The sequence below is a fragment of the Vitreoscilla sp. C1 genome (assembly GCF_002951955.2).
Lineage (GTDB): Bacteria > Pseudomonadota > Gammaproteobacteria > Burkholderiales > Neisseriaceae > Vitreoscilla > Vitreoscilla stercoraria.
Genome location: NZ_CP019644.2, coordinates 1,714,400 through 1,728,160 on the forward strand (window position 1 = coordinate 1,714,400; position 13,761 = coordinate 1,728,160).

The window sequence follows — 13,761 nt, forward strand, 5'->3', positions numbered from 1 at the left end:
TTTACTTCTATTGATTTTTAAGGAATACACATGGTTGTCATTCGTTTGTCTCGCGGTGGTTCTAAACACCGTCCTTTCTACAATGTTGTTGTTGCTGACTCTCGTAACCGTCGTGATGGTCGTTTCATCGAGCGCGTTGGTTTTTACAACCCAGTTGCGAACGAAAAACAAGAACGCGTACGTTTGAACAACGACCGTTTGAACCACTGGGTTAGCCAAGGCGCACAATTGAGCGACGCGGTTGCCAAATTGGTTAAAGAACAAGCTTAATTCACGATGACTGATGCGGTTTTAACCCTGCCAGATGGCAGTGCATTGATTACCATGGGCTTTGTCCGTGGTGCCGTTGGTATCAGAGGCTGGGTCAAAATCGGTAGCGATACCGAGTATCTCGACAGTTTGCTGGATTATGGTACTTGGTACCTGATTAAAGGCAAACAACGTGTTGAAATCGAAGTTGAAACCGGCAAAGTCGTGAACAATAAAGAACTGCAGGTTAAATTCGCAGGTTGCGATGATCGTAACCAAGCTGAATTGTGGCAAGGTTATACTATTGCCATTGCTCGCGCGGATTTTGAAGAAACCGAAGATGGTGAATATTACTGGACAGATTTGATTGGCATGAGTGTCATCAATAAAGAAGGTATTGTTCTTGGCAACGTCCACAGTTTGTTGCAAACAGGTGCACATGATGTGTTGGTGATTCGTGGTGGTGAACACGGCGAAAAACTGATTCCATTCATTGAACACTTTGTTGGCGAAGTGAACTTGGAAGCCAAAACCATTGAAGTGGAATGGGGTTTGGATTACTGATGCACATTCAAGTCATCAGTATACTGCCAGAGATGTTTGCCGCACTCACCGATTATGGTGTGACCTCGCGCGCATTAAACCAAGGCTTGTGGCAATTTAGCGCGATCAATCCGCGTCAATTTGCTGATAACAAACTCGGTTATATCGATGACAGACCTTATGGTGGTGGACCTGGTATGGTGATGATGGCGCCGCCTTTGGCAGCTGCAATCGAACATGCTAAAGCCCAACATCAAGGCCAAAAAACTCCTCGTGTGGTGTATTTGAGCCCTCAAGGCACACCGCTAACACATGCCAAAACGCAAGAATTGGCACAATTAGATGGTTTGATTTTACTGTGTGGTCGCTATGAAGGCGTGGATGAACGCTTGATTGACAGCCATGTAGATGAAGAAATCTCAATTGGTGATTTTGTGGTCACAGGCGGCGAACTGCCTGCCATGATGTTAATGGATTCTGTATTGCGTCAAATTGATGGCACACTCGGAAAACAAGCATCGGCAGAACAAGATTCATTTGCCAACGGCTTACTCGATTGCCCACATTACACGCGGCCTGAAAGCTTTGCAAACATGAATGTTCCTGAAGTTTTACTCTCAGGAAATCATGCCAAGATTGCAAAATGGCGAGCCCAGCAAGCCACTTTGCGCACTGAACAACGCAGACCTGATTTGATTGCTGCGTTGAAATTACAGGCGTCTGAACTCGATTCATCGAGTCAACAGACAAGGCCATATGATATTTAGGATATTAAATGAACATTATTGAACAATTAGAGCAAGAAGAAATTGCTCGCTTGAACAAAGAAATCCCTGCATTTGCACCAGGTGACACTGTAATCGTATCTGTATCTGTAACTGAGGGTACTCGTACTCGTTTGCAGGCTTACGAAGGCGTTGTTATCGCTCGTCGTAACCGTGGTTTGAACTCTAGCTTCATCGTTCGTAAAATCTCTAACGGTGAAGGCGTTGAACGTACATTCCAATTGTACGCTCCTTCAGTAGCTAAAATTGAAGTGAAACGTCGTGGTGACGTTCGTCGCGCTAAATTGTACTACTTGCGTGGTTTGACTGGTAAAGCTGCTCGTATTAAAGAGAAATTGCCAGCACGTAAAGTGGCTAAATAATTCAGTATTTGCTAAAAATACGTTAAAAACGGTGCCAAATGGCACCGTTTTTTTTATGATGCTTCCACCCACAATCAAAGGTCGTTTATGCGTCATTCGGTTTTATTCAGCATGGCTTTGTTATGTTTGAGCCACAGCATTTATGCCAACTGGACTCTTAGCCCTGATAAATGGTTACAACAACAATGCCACCAATACCTCAGCCAATTGCCACAATTGAAGCTTTCTAGCAGCCAACACACGCCCATCTGCCGTTGTATGGTCACACAAGCCAAGCAACAATTGTCTGTACGTGATTTGTGGCGCTTAACGCAATTATCCCAAGCGCAGTTACAACAACAATACAGCCAGTCCACCCAAGCAGCTTTTCAAATATGTCGAGCCCAAATATTACCCAAAAACAAATAAAGCGTCCTGTATGGTTACAGGACGCTTATTGAAGGCTGATTATTTGTTTTTAATTCTGGGTTTAGACACAATTTTATTGTCTACCCCTTTAATGGCTTTGACATCCTTACCCGGATAATCCAAAGCATGTAAAAAATGACGAATACAATTCAAACGCGCCCGTTTTTTGTCATCCGATTTGATGACCATCCACGGCGCATCGCCTGTATGGGTATGGAAAAACATTTGGTTTTTCGCTTCAGTGTAATCATCCCAACGGTCTAAAGATTGGATGTCAATCGGCGACAATTTCCAATGTTTTAATGGGTCATCACGGCGTGAAATAAAACGGCGCAATTGCTCTTCACGACTGACTGAAAACCAAAATTTAAAAATATGAATGCCATCATTGACCAACATGCGCTCCACTTCAGGCGCTTGGCGCATGAATTGTAAATATTCATGCGATTCACAAAAACCCATCACCTTTTCCACGCCAGCACGGTTATACCAAGAACGGTCAAACAACACCATTTCACCTGCTGTTGGCAAATGATTTAAATAGCGTTGAAAATACCATTGACCGCGCTCGACTTCAGTCGGCTTTTCCAACGCCACCACACGCGCACCACGCGGATTTAAATGCTCCATAAAGCGTTTGATGGTACCGCCCTTGCCCGCTGCATCACGACCTTCAAACAAACATACAATGCGCTGACCCGTTTCTTTGACCCAAGATTGCACTTTTAACAATTCAATTTGCAACAATTGTTTGTCATGCTCATACACTTTACGACTTATGCGGTTTTTGTACGGATAATTTTTAGGTAAAGGTGCCCGATCAGCATTTTCTTGGCTCAAAGGCGTATGCAACACGCTTTCGGTGAAAATGGACAGACCATCTTCATCGATATCAGCCAGCTCCTCCACCAATTCATTGACAAGCACCATGTCTACTGTGTCTTTTTCCTCAACAACAACCGCATCGTCTTGCACGACATCTTGCGAAACTTCCACTACTTCAGATAACGACGTACCCATATATCGACCTTCGTGATTTGTGTGATAAATGATTTTAATGACATTTTTATGAATATTATAAGCCGATTATCACCACAATTAAGCACTTAAACAATATGCTTTTGTGTTATGTCAAATGAATCAAGCAAATCCACTTCCATCAAGCCACGCAAGGCATTGCTCATATAAATATGAGCAGCGTCCTGTAACATTACCCAATCAATACAAGCCGATTCTTGTACACCATGCTCAAAACCGTATTGTGCAGGATTGTGCAAAACAGCTTGGCGCATCACACCATTCAAAATATCCAAATCCAAACTTGGCGTATACACACGTCCATCAGCCATTTGCACAAACACATTCGAGCGACCACCTTCAAGCAGATAGCCTGCTTGATTAAACAGCAAACCATCAAAACAGTCTTGCACCATCGCAGCTTGCCACACGCTGTCCAAAACATGTCGCTGCGTGGTTTTATGGCGGCGCAACACGTCTTGAATAGGCAATACCACCTCGCTGACACACACACGCTGTTTGCCTTGCAAAGGGATTAATGGGGCATCCGTCCACACCACTTCGCCATTAGGCAAAACTTCACATTTCACCCGAAAGCGTCCTTGTGCATATTTTTGCACACAAGCGTCCTGTAAATCTTGCCACACCTGTTCTACATTCACAGGCACACTCAAAGCCTTGCTGCTGTGGTGCAAACGCTGTTTGTGCCAATCCAATAGCGCACACACGCCATCTTCGACCAACATCGTTTCCATCAAGCCTATCGCTGAGGGCAATTGCTGTACAAAACGGGCTTTCCACAAACATTCGTCCCATTCATCTTCTGCCACGCTATCGATAACAATGCCCGAACCAATGCCCATATTCAAATCATAATGTGGGCTGTTTTGTTGTTGTGTCAAACTCAAAGAACGGATGATGACATTCCACACACCTTCAAAGCCCAAACCGCCATCACAAGGCTCTAAATAACCAATACTGCCTGTGTACATACCACGCTTGCGCTGCTCCAAATCGGCAATCACTTGCATCGCCATGCGTTTGGGCGCACCTGTAATCGAGCCACAAGGAAAAGCGGCCTGTAAAATGTCTGCAACCGTGGTTTCAGGACGCATCGTGGCGGTGACGGTGGAAGTCATTTGCCACACCGAACCGAACGCATTGACTTCAAACGCTTGCGGCACAGCCACACCGCCCACAGTGGCCAATTTGCCCAAATCATTGCGCAATAAATCCACAATCATCACGTTTTCAGCACGATTTTTGGCATCGTTTTGCAAAGCGTGTGAACGCGCTTCATCTAAGCCGTCCTGTAAAATCGGTGCCGTGCCTTTCATGGGCTTGGTAAGCATGGTGCCATCATCTTGCAATTGCAAAAACAATTCAGGCGAAAAACCCAAATGCCAAGCTGCGCCACCATTGACTTCAGGCGGCACATGCGCCAAAACGCCATAAGGCACTTGTTGGCGTTCACGCAAACGCTGATACAAAGCCACAGGCTCGCCATAAGCCGTCCCTGTCCAAGCAGTGGTGTAATTGATTTGATACACATCCCCCCGACCGATGGCCGCATGAATCTCTGCAATGTGGCGCAAATAATCCTCTTGCTCGGTGGTATTGCACAAATCCACAATACCAGCATGGTCTTGTACCGCACGCCAAGGCAAACTTTCATCGGCCTCATCCACCACATCGCAACGCTCAAACCACAACAAATACATGGCATGCTCATGGTCACCAAACATCACATCGACACCAAAATCATATGATTGCCACAACACCACATGCCAAGATTTGTCCCACCCTTGCCGCAATAAGCCATCTATTTGATGCAATTGATCGGCAGTGATGGTATCCAAACCAACCCAGTTTTGGTAATAACGACAACGCTTGGTTTGGGCATCGTCCAAAACCACAAAATACGGTCTTTCTAATGATTTCATGCTTTGACTTTATTCATTTTAAAAATTAACAACAACACTAACACGTTCCCGCTTGAATGATTTGTGCCATTTTTGCCCGATAATCATCAGGCGTATACAAATTGACGATTTTACAAGTATCGCCACTGCATGCCACCGCAAAATCAATTTCAAATGTTTGACCAAAATTCCGGCCTTTGGCTTTGATGCGACCATTGGCCAACGGTGTGAATGTCATTTGATTCAAACGAGTGTCATAGTCATTGCCCGGAATTAGTGGATACGCATCATAGACCCATTCACACATTTCACCTTCATGCGCATCGGCAATGCGATCGCGCTCTTCAATCAAGCGGCGCAATTGCGGTGCGGCATGCAATTTAATCGTATCAATGCCTAATAAATCTTCATTCAAATGATCGGCATACACTTTTTTGACAAATCCCGCAGGCGATTGCGCGCCCGCTACCGTGATACAGGCACACAACAACAACCCAAAAATAATTTGCACTTTCTGTTTACACAACATGTGTTTTCCTTCATTAATGGCGATTGTCCTATCAAATCAAGCGGCCTGTAAGCCGCTTGTCAAAGTTTTCAGGACGCTTTTACAAGTGCTGCAAAATTTCCGCAACTTTGTCTTTGGCATCTCCAAAATACATAAAGCTGTTGTCATTGAAAAACAATGGGTTTTGCACACCTGCATAGCCTGCATTCATCGAACGCTTGAACACCACCACATTTTTAGCATCCCACACATGCAAAACAGGCATGCCTGCAATAGGGCTGTGCGGGTCAGAGGCAGCAGCAGGATTGACCGTGTCATTGGCACCAATGACTAACACCACATCGGTGTCACCAAAATCATCGTTGATTTCATCCATTTCCAACACAATGTCGTAAGGTACTTTCGCTTCAGCGAGCAACACATTCATGTGTCCAGGCAAACGCCCTGCCACAGGATGAATACCAAAACGCACGTTAATCCCTTTGGCACGCAATTTTTGCGTTAATTCAGCCACAGGATATTGCGCTTGTGCCACCGCCATGCCATAACCCGGTGTAATGATGACGCTGCTGGCTTCTTTGAGCATGGCAGCCAACGCATCGGCTTGAATTTCTTTGTGCTCGCCCGTCACTTCTTCGGCATTGGCACTGGTTTCATTGCCAAAACCGCCTGCAATCACCGAAATAAACGAGCGGTTCATGGCTTTACACATGATGTATGACAAAATCGCCCCTGAAGAGCCGACCAAAGCACCTGTGACAATCAACAAATCATTCGACAACATAAAACCTGTTGCTGCGGCAGCCCAACCTGAATACGAATTGAGCATGGAAATGACCACAGGCATGTCAGCACCACCAATAGACGCCACTAAATGCCAACCGAAACCCATAGCAATCACGGTCATCAACAACAAACACGCCGTACCCCACCAAGCGCCGCCCGCACCCAAGAATAAAACCAACAAAATCACGCCAGACACCAAAGCCGCAATATTGAGCAAATTTTTATTGGGCAAGGTCAAGGCTTTGGAGCTGATTTTACCATTGAGCTTACCAAATGCGACCAACGAACCCGTAAATGTCACCGCGCCAATGAACATGCCTAAAAACACTTCGACCATATGGATGGTGTGCATGTCAGCGGCAATATTGCCGGGTTCAATATAGCTGTTAAAGCCTACAAACACCGCTGCCAAACCGACAAAACTGTGTAAAATCGCGATGAGTTCGGGCATTTGTGTCATTTCAACTTTGCTGGCACGGTAAATACCAACAGCGGCACCTGCCAACATCGCAATCAAAATCCAAACCAAGCCTTGCGTGTTTTGACCAAACACCGTCACCACCAACGCAATAGTCATTCCCAACATACCAAAAACATTGCCACGCTTAGCAGTTTCTTGTTTGGACAAACCTGCCAAACTGGCGATGAATAAAACGGCCGCAATAATGTAAGCGGCACTGACAAATCCTGAAGACATGAGTTTTCCCCTTAACCTTTACGGAACATATTGAGCATGCGGCGAGTGACAAAAAAACCGCCAAAAATATTGATACTGACCAAAAATACGGCGACAAAAGCCAATATACTGACCAAGAAATGCCCTTGTCCGATTTGCAAAATCGCGCCCAAAATCACAATGCCTGAAATGGCATTGGTCACTGACATCAAAGGTGTGTGCAAAGAGTGTGACACATTCCACACCACGTAATAACCAACCACACACGCAAGCACAAACACAATAAAATGATTTAAAAACTCAGTCGGTGCCAATGCGCCTACCCATAAAATCGCCATAGCTGCGAGTATGGCAGGCAACATTTTTTTCCATGCGGCAACCGGTTTAGGTGCTGGTTTTTCTATGGTTTCGGTTTTGACTGTTTGAGGCTGTACTGAAACTTGAATCGGCGGTGGTGGAAATGTTACTGCTTCGTCATGCGTCACCATCATATTGCGCACAATCACGTCTTCCGTATTCAAAACGATTTCACCATTTTTCTCAGGTGTAATAAGTTTGGTCAAATTCAGCAAATTAGTAGCGTATAGCTGTGAAGACTGTCCTGCCAAGCGATTGGACAAATCGGTGTAACCAATCACTTTCACACCGCCTGTTGTCACAATCAATTCACCCGGCACGGTATATTCACAATTGCCACCGCCCACCGCGGCCAAATCCACAATCACCGATCCTGGTTTCATGCTGTCGACCATCGCTTTGGTAATCAATTTGGGTGAAGGCTTACCTGGAATGGCTGCGGTTGTGATGATAATGTCCACCTCTTGGGCTTGCTGGGTAAACAATTTCATTTCAGCTGCAATGAACTCTTCCGACATCACTTTGGCATAACCATCAGCACTGCCACCTGCTTCATTCGGAAAATCCAATTTCAAAAACTGCCCACCCATGGATTCAATTTGTTCTGCCACCTCCAAACGGGTATCAAATGCCCTAACGATGGCTCCCAAAGAATTTGCTGCCCCAATAGCCGCCAAACCCGCCACGCCCGCACCAATCACCAAAACTTTTGCCGGTGGTACTTTGCCTGCAGCGGTAATTTGCCCTGTAAAAAAACGCCCAAATTCATGCGCCGCTTCTATCACCGCCCTGTAACCACTGATATTGGCCAAAGACGACAACGCATCCATAGACTGGGCGCGAGAAATACGCGGCACCATTTCCATCGCCAAGGCCGTCACACCTTGAGCACGCAATTTTTCAAGCAAATCAGGATTTTGAGCGGCCTGTATGAAACTGACCAATACTGCGCCTTTTTGCATTTTTTCGACTTCTGTAAAAGTCGGTGGATTGACCTTTAAAAGCATGTTTGCTCGCCAGACCTGCTCTGCATCCACCACCAAAGCGCCTGCATTGACATAAGCCAAATCATCAAAATTCGCTCCCATCCCCGCTTGGGTTTCGACTTCCACTGCAAAACCCAATTTTACCAATTGCGCTACCGTGGTGGGTGTAGCCGCAACACGCAACTCACGACTCAAACTTTCCTTAGGTATCCCGATTTTCATCGCATGCCTCCTTCATAAAATGGTGTGATTGATCACAATAACTATCGTTCAAAAGATATGACTCACATCCACAACCATGACATTTGAATCAAAACCATCCATCATTTTGTAAATTGAATCTGTCCCATCATGCGAGTTTCACCAATTCAACCCAAAATTTCAATGAGTTGATAGCATATTTTTTCATTAGCACATTATTCAAAATATGTTATAATTCATTCACTTATTATTAAAAATATACACATCAAACTAGGAAACCACTGTGGATATGCCATTAGTCTTGTTTTCAACCATTCCCACATCCCACAATCAATTTATTGCCATCGCAACATTAAATCGACCTAAAGCCTTGAATGCGCAAAACACAGCGTTGATTATTCAGCTGCGTCAACAATTAGAAACTTGGCAAAATGACGACAGTATTGCCATGATTTGGTTAGATGGCAGTGGTGACAAAGCTTTTTGTGCAGGCGGTGACATTCGTGAATTGCGTCAAGGTGTGGTGGATGCGCCAAATGAACAACAAGCGCACGAACATGTGCATGAATTTTTTGCTGCTGAATATTATTTGTGTGAATACTTGAGCCGCTATCCCAAGCCTGTGGTGTGTTGGGCAAGCGGGATTGTGATGGGCGGTGGCATGGGTTTGGCCAATGCCGCCAGCCACACGATTGTGACCGAAACGACCATGATGGCGATGCCTGAAATCAGCATAGGCTTGTATCCTGATGCAGGCGGCACATGGTTTTTGCAAAAATTCCCGTTTGGCAGTGGTCGCTTTTTAGGCTTAACAGGCGCGCGCTTCAATGGTCGCGATGCCTTGTTGGGCAATTTAGCCGCCTATTCACGCCCAAGCGACAGCCGCCAAGAAACTTTAGAAGCTTTGATTGCTGCCGATTGGTCTATGCCTGCGCATCAAGTGGTGCGCCAGACCTTGAATCCATTGCAAGCTGCGGCATTGCCTGAGAGCCAGATTTTGGCCAACCATGCCGTTTTGCAAGAAATTGTCAGCCAAGCTACCTTTCAGGACGCCTTAACCATCTTGGCACACAATCACGCTGACAATAATTGGTTGGCACAAGCGCATGAAAATACCCAAAATGGTTGCCCAACCAGCATGGGTTTGATTTGGCGTTTGATGGAAGATTTGAAACATGCATCGCTCGCTGAATGCATCGAGCAAGAATTAATCGTGTCGCAACAATGCTGTACCCGTCCCGATTTTCTAGAAGGCGTGCGTGCGTTGCTGATTGATAAAGATAAAAATCCGCAATGGGTCAAATCCATCGCGCAAGTGAATCGAGCATGGTTGGATACTTTTTTTGAGAGCAGTGAATATTTAGCCAAAACATCGATTGAATCTGTCACTTTGGCATAAAGCCATGCCATTCATCTTGAAACGCCTTCACTGTTGCCGCTAACACACAATTTTACTTGTTTGTGAGCGGCAACATGCCATTTAGATGGGGTCACTGTTATCCTCAAACCACCACACCATACCTATACTGAACAAAAAACGGTGTGCTGACCCATCTATCAAGGAGTTTTCATGAGTAACCCTGTTTCACAAGCAGTCGTTTTAAGCCAATTATTGCCAACATTCGATGGCAAACACATCGGCATTTTAAGTATCAATCGCCCTAAAGCCTTAAATTCTTTGAATTTAGAAGTCATCCAAGCCATGCGCGCACAATTGCAAACATGGGAGCAAGATGCCAACATCGTAGCAGTTTGGTTAGAAGGCAATGAGCGGGCTTTGTGTGCAGGTGGTGACATTCGTGCATTGCAACAATGTGTCGGACAAGAAGATGCCGCAGCACAAGTTGCCCATTTTTTCCAACATGAATATGGTTTGTACGCTTACATGGCGCATTATGCCAAACCCATCATCACTTGGTGTAGCGGCATCGTCATGGGCGGTGGCTTGGGTTTGGCTGCAGCGTCCACTGTACGCATCGTCACCGAAACCACACAAATGGCAATGCCTGAAATCAGCATAGGCTTGTTTCCCGATGCCGGCGCGAATGCTTTTTTACAAAAATTCCCATTCAAAAGTGGCGTATTTTTGGGATTGAGTGGCGCACGATTCAATGGCAACGATGCCATATTGGGCAATTTGGCTGAATTTGCTTTTGCCAGCGACAGTAAAGAGCGCATTTTACAAACTTTACAACAAGCCAAATGGCATCAAAAACCGTTGGTTGCCATCAAACAAGCTTTGTTGGATTTACCCGCAGCCACCTTACCTGAAGGCCATTTGCTCGCCCATCAACACACCATTACCCAAATTACCCAGCAAGCAACGTTTCAGGACGCTTTGAATCTGATTTTGGCGCACCGCCACGACAGCGATTGGATGGAAAATGCTGCTCATTTTATCGAACAAGGTTGCGCTACCAGTGCCGCTTTGCATTGGGAATTGATGCAAAAATGCCGTCATTTGTCGCTCAAAGACATTTTAAATTTAGAACATACGGTTGCAACCCATTGTGTGTTGATGCCTGATTTTAGCGAAGGTGTGCGCGCTTTGCTCATCGACAAAGACAAAAATCCAAAATGGCAAAAAACCGCAGCTGAAATAGATGATGCGTGGCTCACACCATTTTTTAATCCATTAAGCATAGAGATGATTTTGTAATACACATTTAAAAGCGTCCTGTAACATTTACAGGACGCTTGAATGGTTTTTAAAACCTCACTTTGTCTATCAAGCTTTGGATTTTAAATGAGCCTAAAATACCGAGAATGCTCAAAGTCACACACACCATCCATGCTTGCTCCCAACCGCCCCACCATGTCACCAACACGCCCATTAATGGTGGCAAACAAAACTGTCCGAGCGAAGACCATTGTTGTATCCAACCGATGCTGCCTGCTACCAATTGTGGGCTTGGTGCCAAGACGCCTGCATAAGCGAATACCACCCCGGGAATCAAACCACCGACCATAGAAAAAGCCAAGACGCCGACATATTGCCATATAAATGGCAAGTCGTTCACGCCTGCAAACATCATAATGGTACCGACTATCATCACAACAAAACCTGTGCTTAATAAGCTCAACGCACGGCGACCTTGTTGCAATAAAACACCTGACAACACCGAGCCCAAAACATTGCTCAAACACACCAATGCCGTCAACATACCCGCATGTGCTGCGGCAACATTCGCTTGTATATAAATAGATGGTAAAAAGCCCATAATGGCAAACCATTGGCTGGTATAACAAGCAAATACCAAACCCAATAACCATGATGGTGCATGAGACAAAATCTGACGGAACAATTGCCCTAGCGATTGTTGCTGATGATGAGACACCTGCACCACAGGAACCACCCGCCACACCCACAGCCCCATCACAAAAGCCAACGCAGCAAAACCCAACCACACATAAGACCAATGAAACGCTTGCAAACCCAGTGGTGTGATTAACAAACTCAAAGCCACGCCCAAACCCATATACGCGCCCCAATATGCCATCATGGCTTTGAGTTTGTCTAAAGAGACCAATTGTCTGAGCAAAGCCGGTGCGGGCAAAATCACACACAAAAAGCCAAATCCTTCTAACAATCTTGCTGCAAACAACGCATAAAAATGTTGAGAAAAAGCGCCCAAGGTACTGGCCACCATCAAAATTCCCAAACCGCCCATTAACATTTTTTTTAAGCCAATTTTGCCAGCGGCCATGCCCAAACTCAATGCGCACAACATACCTGCTGCTTGAATGGCCGAAAGTAAAAATCCCACTTGATTCAAATTCAAATCCAATTGTTGCTGCAAAATCGGAATGGTCGGCGGCAATTTACCAATGTGCATGGCCGCAACCACGCCCGCCATAATGATTAACCATGGCGCAAATTTATGTTGTTTCAAACCACGACTCCTTTGATGCTTGTGTTTTAAATGCAGTGCTTCAATCTCATTTTATTTTTATGATGAATGGTGATACCAAGCCATTAAAAAGCGGCCTGTAAATATGACAGGACGCTGATTAAAAAGATAACATCAATCATTCATTTTAGACTGACACTCATCACGCATCGTCTCTACAAACACTTGTTTTAACATGGCGACTTCTGACTCATTTAAAGCGGCCAATTCATCTGCATCCAAATCTATGTCATATACCCCATTCACAACCGCATTCAACAATTGCCCCGCCACAATGCGCTCCTCACCACGAACATCTTTGAGCGCATCTTTAACCAAACTCAAAGCAGTATCACGTCCCACACCCAATTGACGCAATTCAAAAACTTCGCCGCCAAACTCTGCTGAATCGGTACAAACTTCATGCATCTCATTGGCCATAGCCGACATAGAGCAGCACAATACAACCACGCCTAACCATTTTTTCATTTTTTCTCCCTTTTGTAGTGTAACTTGATGTCATCAAGCGTCCTGTAAAAATACAATGGACTGGATTATTTTTTTAATGAATCTGTTTGCATTTGATATACCAGCTGCGCATAAATACGATCTGCTGCAATCAAATCAAATTTCTTCATCACCTCAACCTTATCGCCATTTTTCAAAGTCACACTTAATTTTGGGAAAACCTTACCCAACATATAAAACCGCGCTATGGTCAAACCGATTAATATACCCACAGCCAATTTAATCGATTCACTTTGGTGTTGCGATGCCAAAACAATCCAAGCTGCCAATGCAACCGTTGCCAGCGTCGTCAAAAAGCGAATCAATGCCCGCTTTTTTGGTTTCAAATAATGAATGCTGGCAATATCGGCATAAGGATAACGCGCCCCTGCCACAGTCATCGCCACAGCATCAAACTGCACATCGTATTTTGCCAAACTGGCATTCAATTTTTCTAATTCCATTGTTCTTCAATCTTATTCAAACCCTTACTACTTTAACAAAAGTTACCATTGTCGCCAAACCTCGTTTGCAAATAAAAAAACATCCTGTATTCATACAGGA

Annotated in this window: 15 protein-coding genes; 7 read left to right on the forward strand and 8 right to left on the reverse strand. The window is 45.0% G+C overall.

What is annotated here, in order from left to right; genetic code table 11:
- Window positions 1-30 precede the first annotated feature (30 nt).
- The 5 genes from rpsP to ADP71_RS08445 all read left to right on the forward strand — a co-directional run bounded on the left by rpsP (window position 31) and on the right by ADP71_RS08445 (window position 2,347).
- Window positions 31-270: a 30S ribosomal protein S16 gene (rpsP, locus tag ADP71_RS08425; RefSeq protein ID WP_019958127.1), complete on the forward strand. Its 240-nt coding sequence runs from the start codon at window positions 31-33 to the stop codon at window positions 268-270.
- A gap of 27 nt (window positions 271-297) precedes the next feature.
- Window positions 298-813, forward strand: a complete 516-nt coding sequence (gene rimM / locus ADP71_RS08430) for a ribosome maturation factor RimM (protein WP_026353514.1) — start codon at window positions 298-300, stop codon at window positions 811-813.
- Complete coding sequence (gene trmD / locus ADP71_RS08435; protein ID WP_019958129.1) at window positions 813-1,559, forward strand: tRNA (guanosine(37)-N1)-methyltransferase TrmD; 747 nt, start codon at window positions 813-815, stop codon at window positions 1,557-1,559. The genes rimM and trmD overlap by 1 nt, the downstream gene beginning before the upstream one ends.
- Window positions 1,560-1,567: 8 nt before the next feature.
- On the forward strand, window positions 1,568-1,939 hold the full coding sequence (gene rplS / locus ADP71_RS08440; protein WP_019958130.1) for a 50S ribosomal protein L19: 372 nt from the start codon (window positions 1,568-1,570) through the stop codon (window positions 1,937-1,939).
- An 87-nt stretch (window positions 1,940-2,026) separates the two neighbouring features.
- A complete protein-coding gene (locus tag ADP71_RS08445) occupies window positions 2,027-2,347 on the forward strand; it encodes a hypothetical protein (protein WP_019958131.1) in 321 nt (106 codons plus the stop codon).
- A 39-nt stretch (window positions 2,348-2,386) separates the two neighbouring features.
- Here ADP71_RS08445 and ppk2 read toward each other — a convergent pair whose 3' ends face one another.
- The 5 genes from ppk2 to ADP71_RS08470 all read right to left on the reverse strand — a co-directional run bounded on the left by ppk2 (window position 2,387) and on the right by ADP71_RS08470 (window position 8,821).
- On the reverse strand, window positions 2,387-3,277 hold the full coding sequence (gene ppk2 / locus ADP71_RS08450; RefSeq protein ID WP_040755721.1) for a polyphosphate kinase 2: 891 nt from the start codon (window positions 3,275-3,277) through the stop codon (window positions 2,387-2,389).
- 176 nt (window positions 3,278-3,453) lie between these two features.
- The gene (locus ADP71_RS08455; RefSeq protein WP_171461071.1) at window positions 3,454-5,307 is read right to left on the reverse strand and encodes a bifunctional chorismate-binding protein/class IV aminotransferase; all 1,854 of its coding nucleotides are present in this window, start codon (window positions 5,305-5,307) and stop codon (window positions 3,454-3,456) included.
- A 37-nt stretch (window positions 5,308-5,344) separates the two neighbouring features.
- Window positions 5,345-5,815 (reverse strand): hypothetical protein, encoded by a 471-nt coding sequence (locus ADP71_RS08460; protein WP_104931983.1) that lies wholly within the window; start codon window positions 5,813-5,815, stop codon window positions 5,345-5,347.
- 79 nt (window positions 5,816-5,894) lie between these two features.
- Window positions 5,895-7,277, reverse strand: coding sequence for a Re/Si-specific NAD(P)(+) transhydrogenase subunit beta (pntB, locus tag ADP71_RS08465; protein ID WP_019958135.1), 1,383 nt, complete (start codon window positions 7,275-7,277; stop codon window positions 5,895-5,897).
- Between the two features lie 11 nt (window positions 7,278-7,288).
- Window positions 7,289-8,821: a Re/Si-specific NAD(P)(+) transhydrogenase subunit alpha gene (locus tag ADP71_RS08470; RefSeq protein ID WP_171461072.1), complete on the reverse strand. Its 1,533-nt coding sequence runs from the start codon at window positions 8,819-8,821 to the stop codon at window positions 7,289-7,291.
- Between the two features lie 268 nt (window positions 8,822-9,089).
- Here ADP71_RS08470 and ADP71_RS08475 point away from each other — a divergent pair, with 268 nt between their 5' ends.
- Window positions 9,090-10,199, forward strand: coding sequence for an enoyl-CoA hydratase/isomerase family protein (locus ADP71_RS08475; protein ID WP_237343057.1), 1,110 nt, complete (start codon window positions 9,090-9,092; stop codon window positions 10,197-10,199).
- Window positions 10,200-10,370: 171 nt separating this feature from the next.
- Window positions 10,371-11,459, forward strand: a complete 1,089-nt coding sequence (locus ADP71_RS08480) for an enoyl-CoA hydratase/isomerase family protein (protein ID WP_019958138.1) — start codon at window positions 10,371-10,373, stop codon at window positions 11,457-11,459.
- A gap of 49 nt (window positions 11,460-11,508) precedes the next feature.
- On the opposite strand, the gene ADP71_RS08485 is transcribed toward ADP71_RS08480, so the two are convergent.
- The 3 genes from ADP71_RS08485 to ADP71_RS08495 all read right to left on the reverse strand — a co-directional run bounded on the left by ADP71_RS08485 (window position 11,509) and on the right by ADP71_RS08495 (window position 13,661).
- Window positions 11,509-12,693, reverse strand: coding sequence for an MFS transporter (locus tag ADP71_RS08485; RefSeq protein ID WP_104931986.1), 1,185 nt, complete (start codon window positions 12,691-12,693; stop codon window positions 11,509-11,511).
- A 132-nt stretch (window positions 12,694-12,825) separates the two neighbouring features.
- Window positions 12,826-13,179: a hypothetical protein gene (locus ADP71_RS08490; RefSeq protein WP_019958140.1), complete on the reverse strand. Its 354-nt coding sequence runs from the start codon at window positions 13,177-13,179 to the stop codon at window positions 12,826-12,828.
- A gap of 65 nt (window positions 13,180-13,244) precedes the next feature.
- The gene (locus ADP71_RS08495; protein ID WP_019958141.1) at window positions 13,245-13,661 is read right to left on the reverse strand and encodes a DUF6232 family protein; all 417 of its coding nucleotides are present in this window, start codon (window positions 13,659-13,661) and stop codon (window positions 13,245-13,247) included.
- Window positions 13,662-13,761 lie beyond the last annotated feature (100 nt).

What these genes read in the sequence shown, in the direction of transcription:
- rpsP (WP_019958127.1), top strand. Translation starts at nt 31, where the DNA reads ATGGTTGTCATTCGTTTGTCTCGCGGTGGTTCTAAACACCGTCCTTTC.
- trmD (WP_019958129.1), top strand. Translation starts at nt 813, where the DNA reads ATGCACATTCAAGTCATCAGTATACTGCCAGAGATGTTTGCCGCACTC.
- rplS (WP_019958130.1), top strand. Translation starts at nt 1,568, where the DNA reads ATGAACATTATTGAACAATTAGAGCAAGAAGAAATTGCTCGCTTGAAC.
- ADP71_RS08445 (WP_019958131.1), top strand. Translation starts at nt 2,027, where the DNA reads ATGCGTCATTCGGTTTTATTCAGCATGGCTTTGTTATGTTTGAGCCAC.
- ppk2 (WP_040755721.1), bottom strand. Translation starts at nt 3,277, where the DNA reads ATGGTGCTTGTCAATGAATTGGTGGAGGAGCTGGCTGATATCGATGAA.
- ADP71_RS08455 (WP_171461071.1), bottom strand. Translation starts at nt 5,307, where the DNA reads ATGAAATCATTAGAAAGACCGTATTTTGTGGTTTTGGACGATGCCCAA.
- ADP71_RS08460 (WP_104931983.1), bottom strand. Translation starts at nt 5,815, where the DNA reads ATGTTGTGTAAACAGAAAGTGCAAATTATTTTTGGGTTGTTGTTGTGT.
- pntB (WP_019958135.1), bottom strand. Translation starts at nt 7,277, where the DNA reads ATGTCTTCAGGATTTGTCAGTGCCGCTTACATTATTGCGGCCGTTTTA.
- ADP71_RS08470 (WP_171461072.1), bottom strand. Translation starts at nt 8,821, where the DNA reads ATGAAAATCGGGATACCTAAGGAAAGTTTGAGTCGTGAGTTGCGTGTT.
- ADP71_RS08475 (WP_237343057.1), top strand. Translation starts at nt 9,090, where the DNA reads ATGCCATTAGTCTTGTTTTCAACCATTCCCACATCCCACAATCAATTT.
- ADP71_RS08480 (WP_019958138.1), top strand. Translation starts at nt 10,371, where the DNA reads ATGAGTAACCCTGTTTCACAAGCAGTCGTTTTAAGCCAATTATTGCCA.
- ADP71_RS08490 (WP_019958140.1), bottom strand. Translation starts at nt 13,179, where the DNA reads ATGAAAAAATGGTTAGGCGTGGTTGTATTGTGCTGCTCTATGTCGGCT.
- ADP71_RS08495 (WP_019958141.1), bottom strand. Translation starts at nt 13,661, where the DNA reads ATGGAATTAGAAAAATTGAATGCCAGTTTGGCAAAATACGATGTGCAG.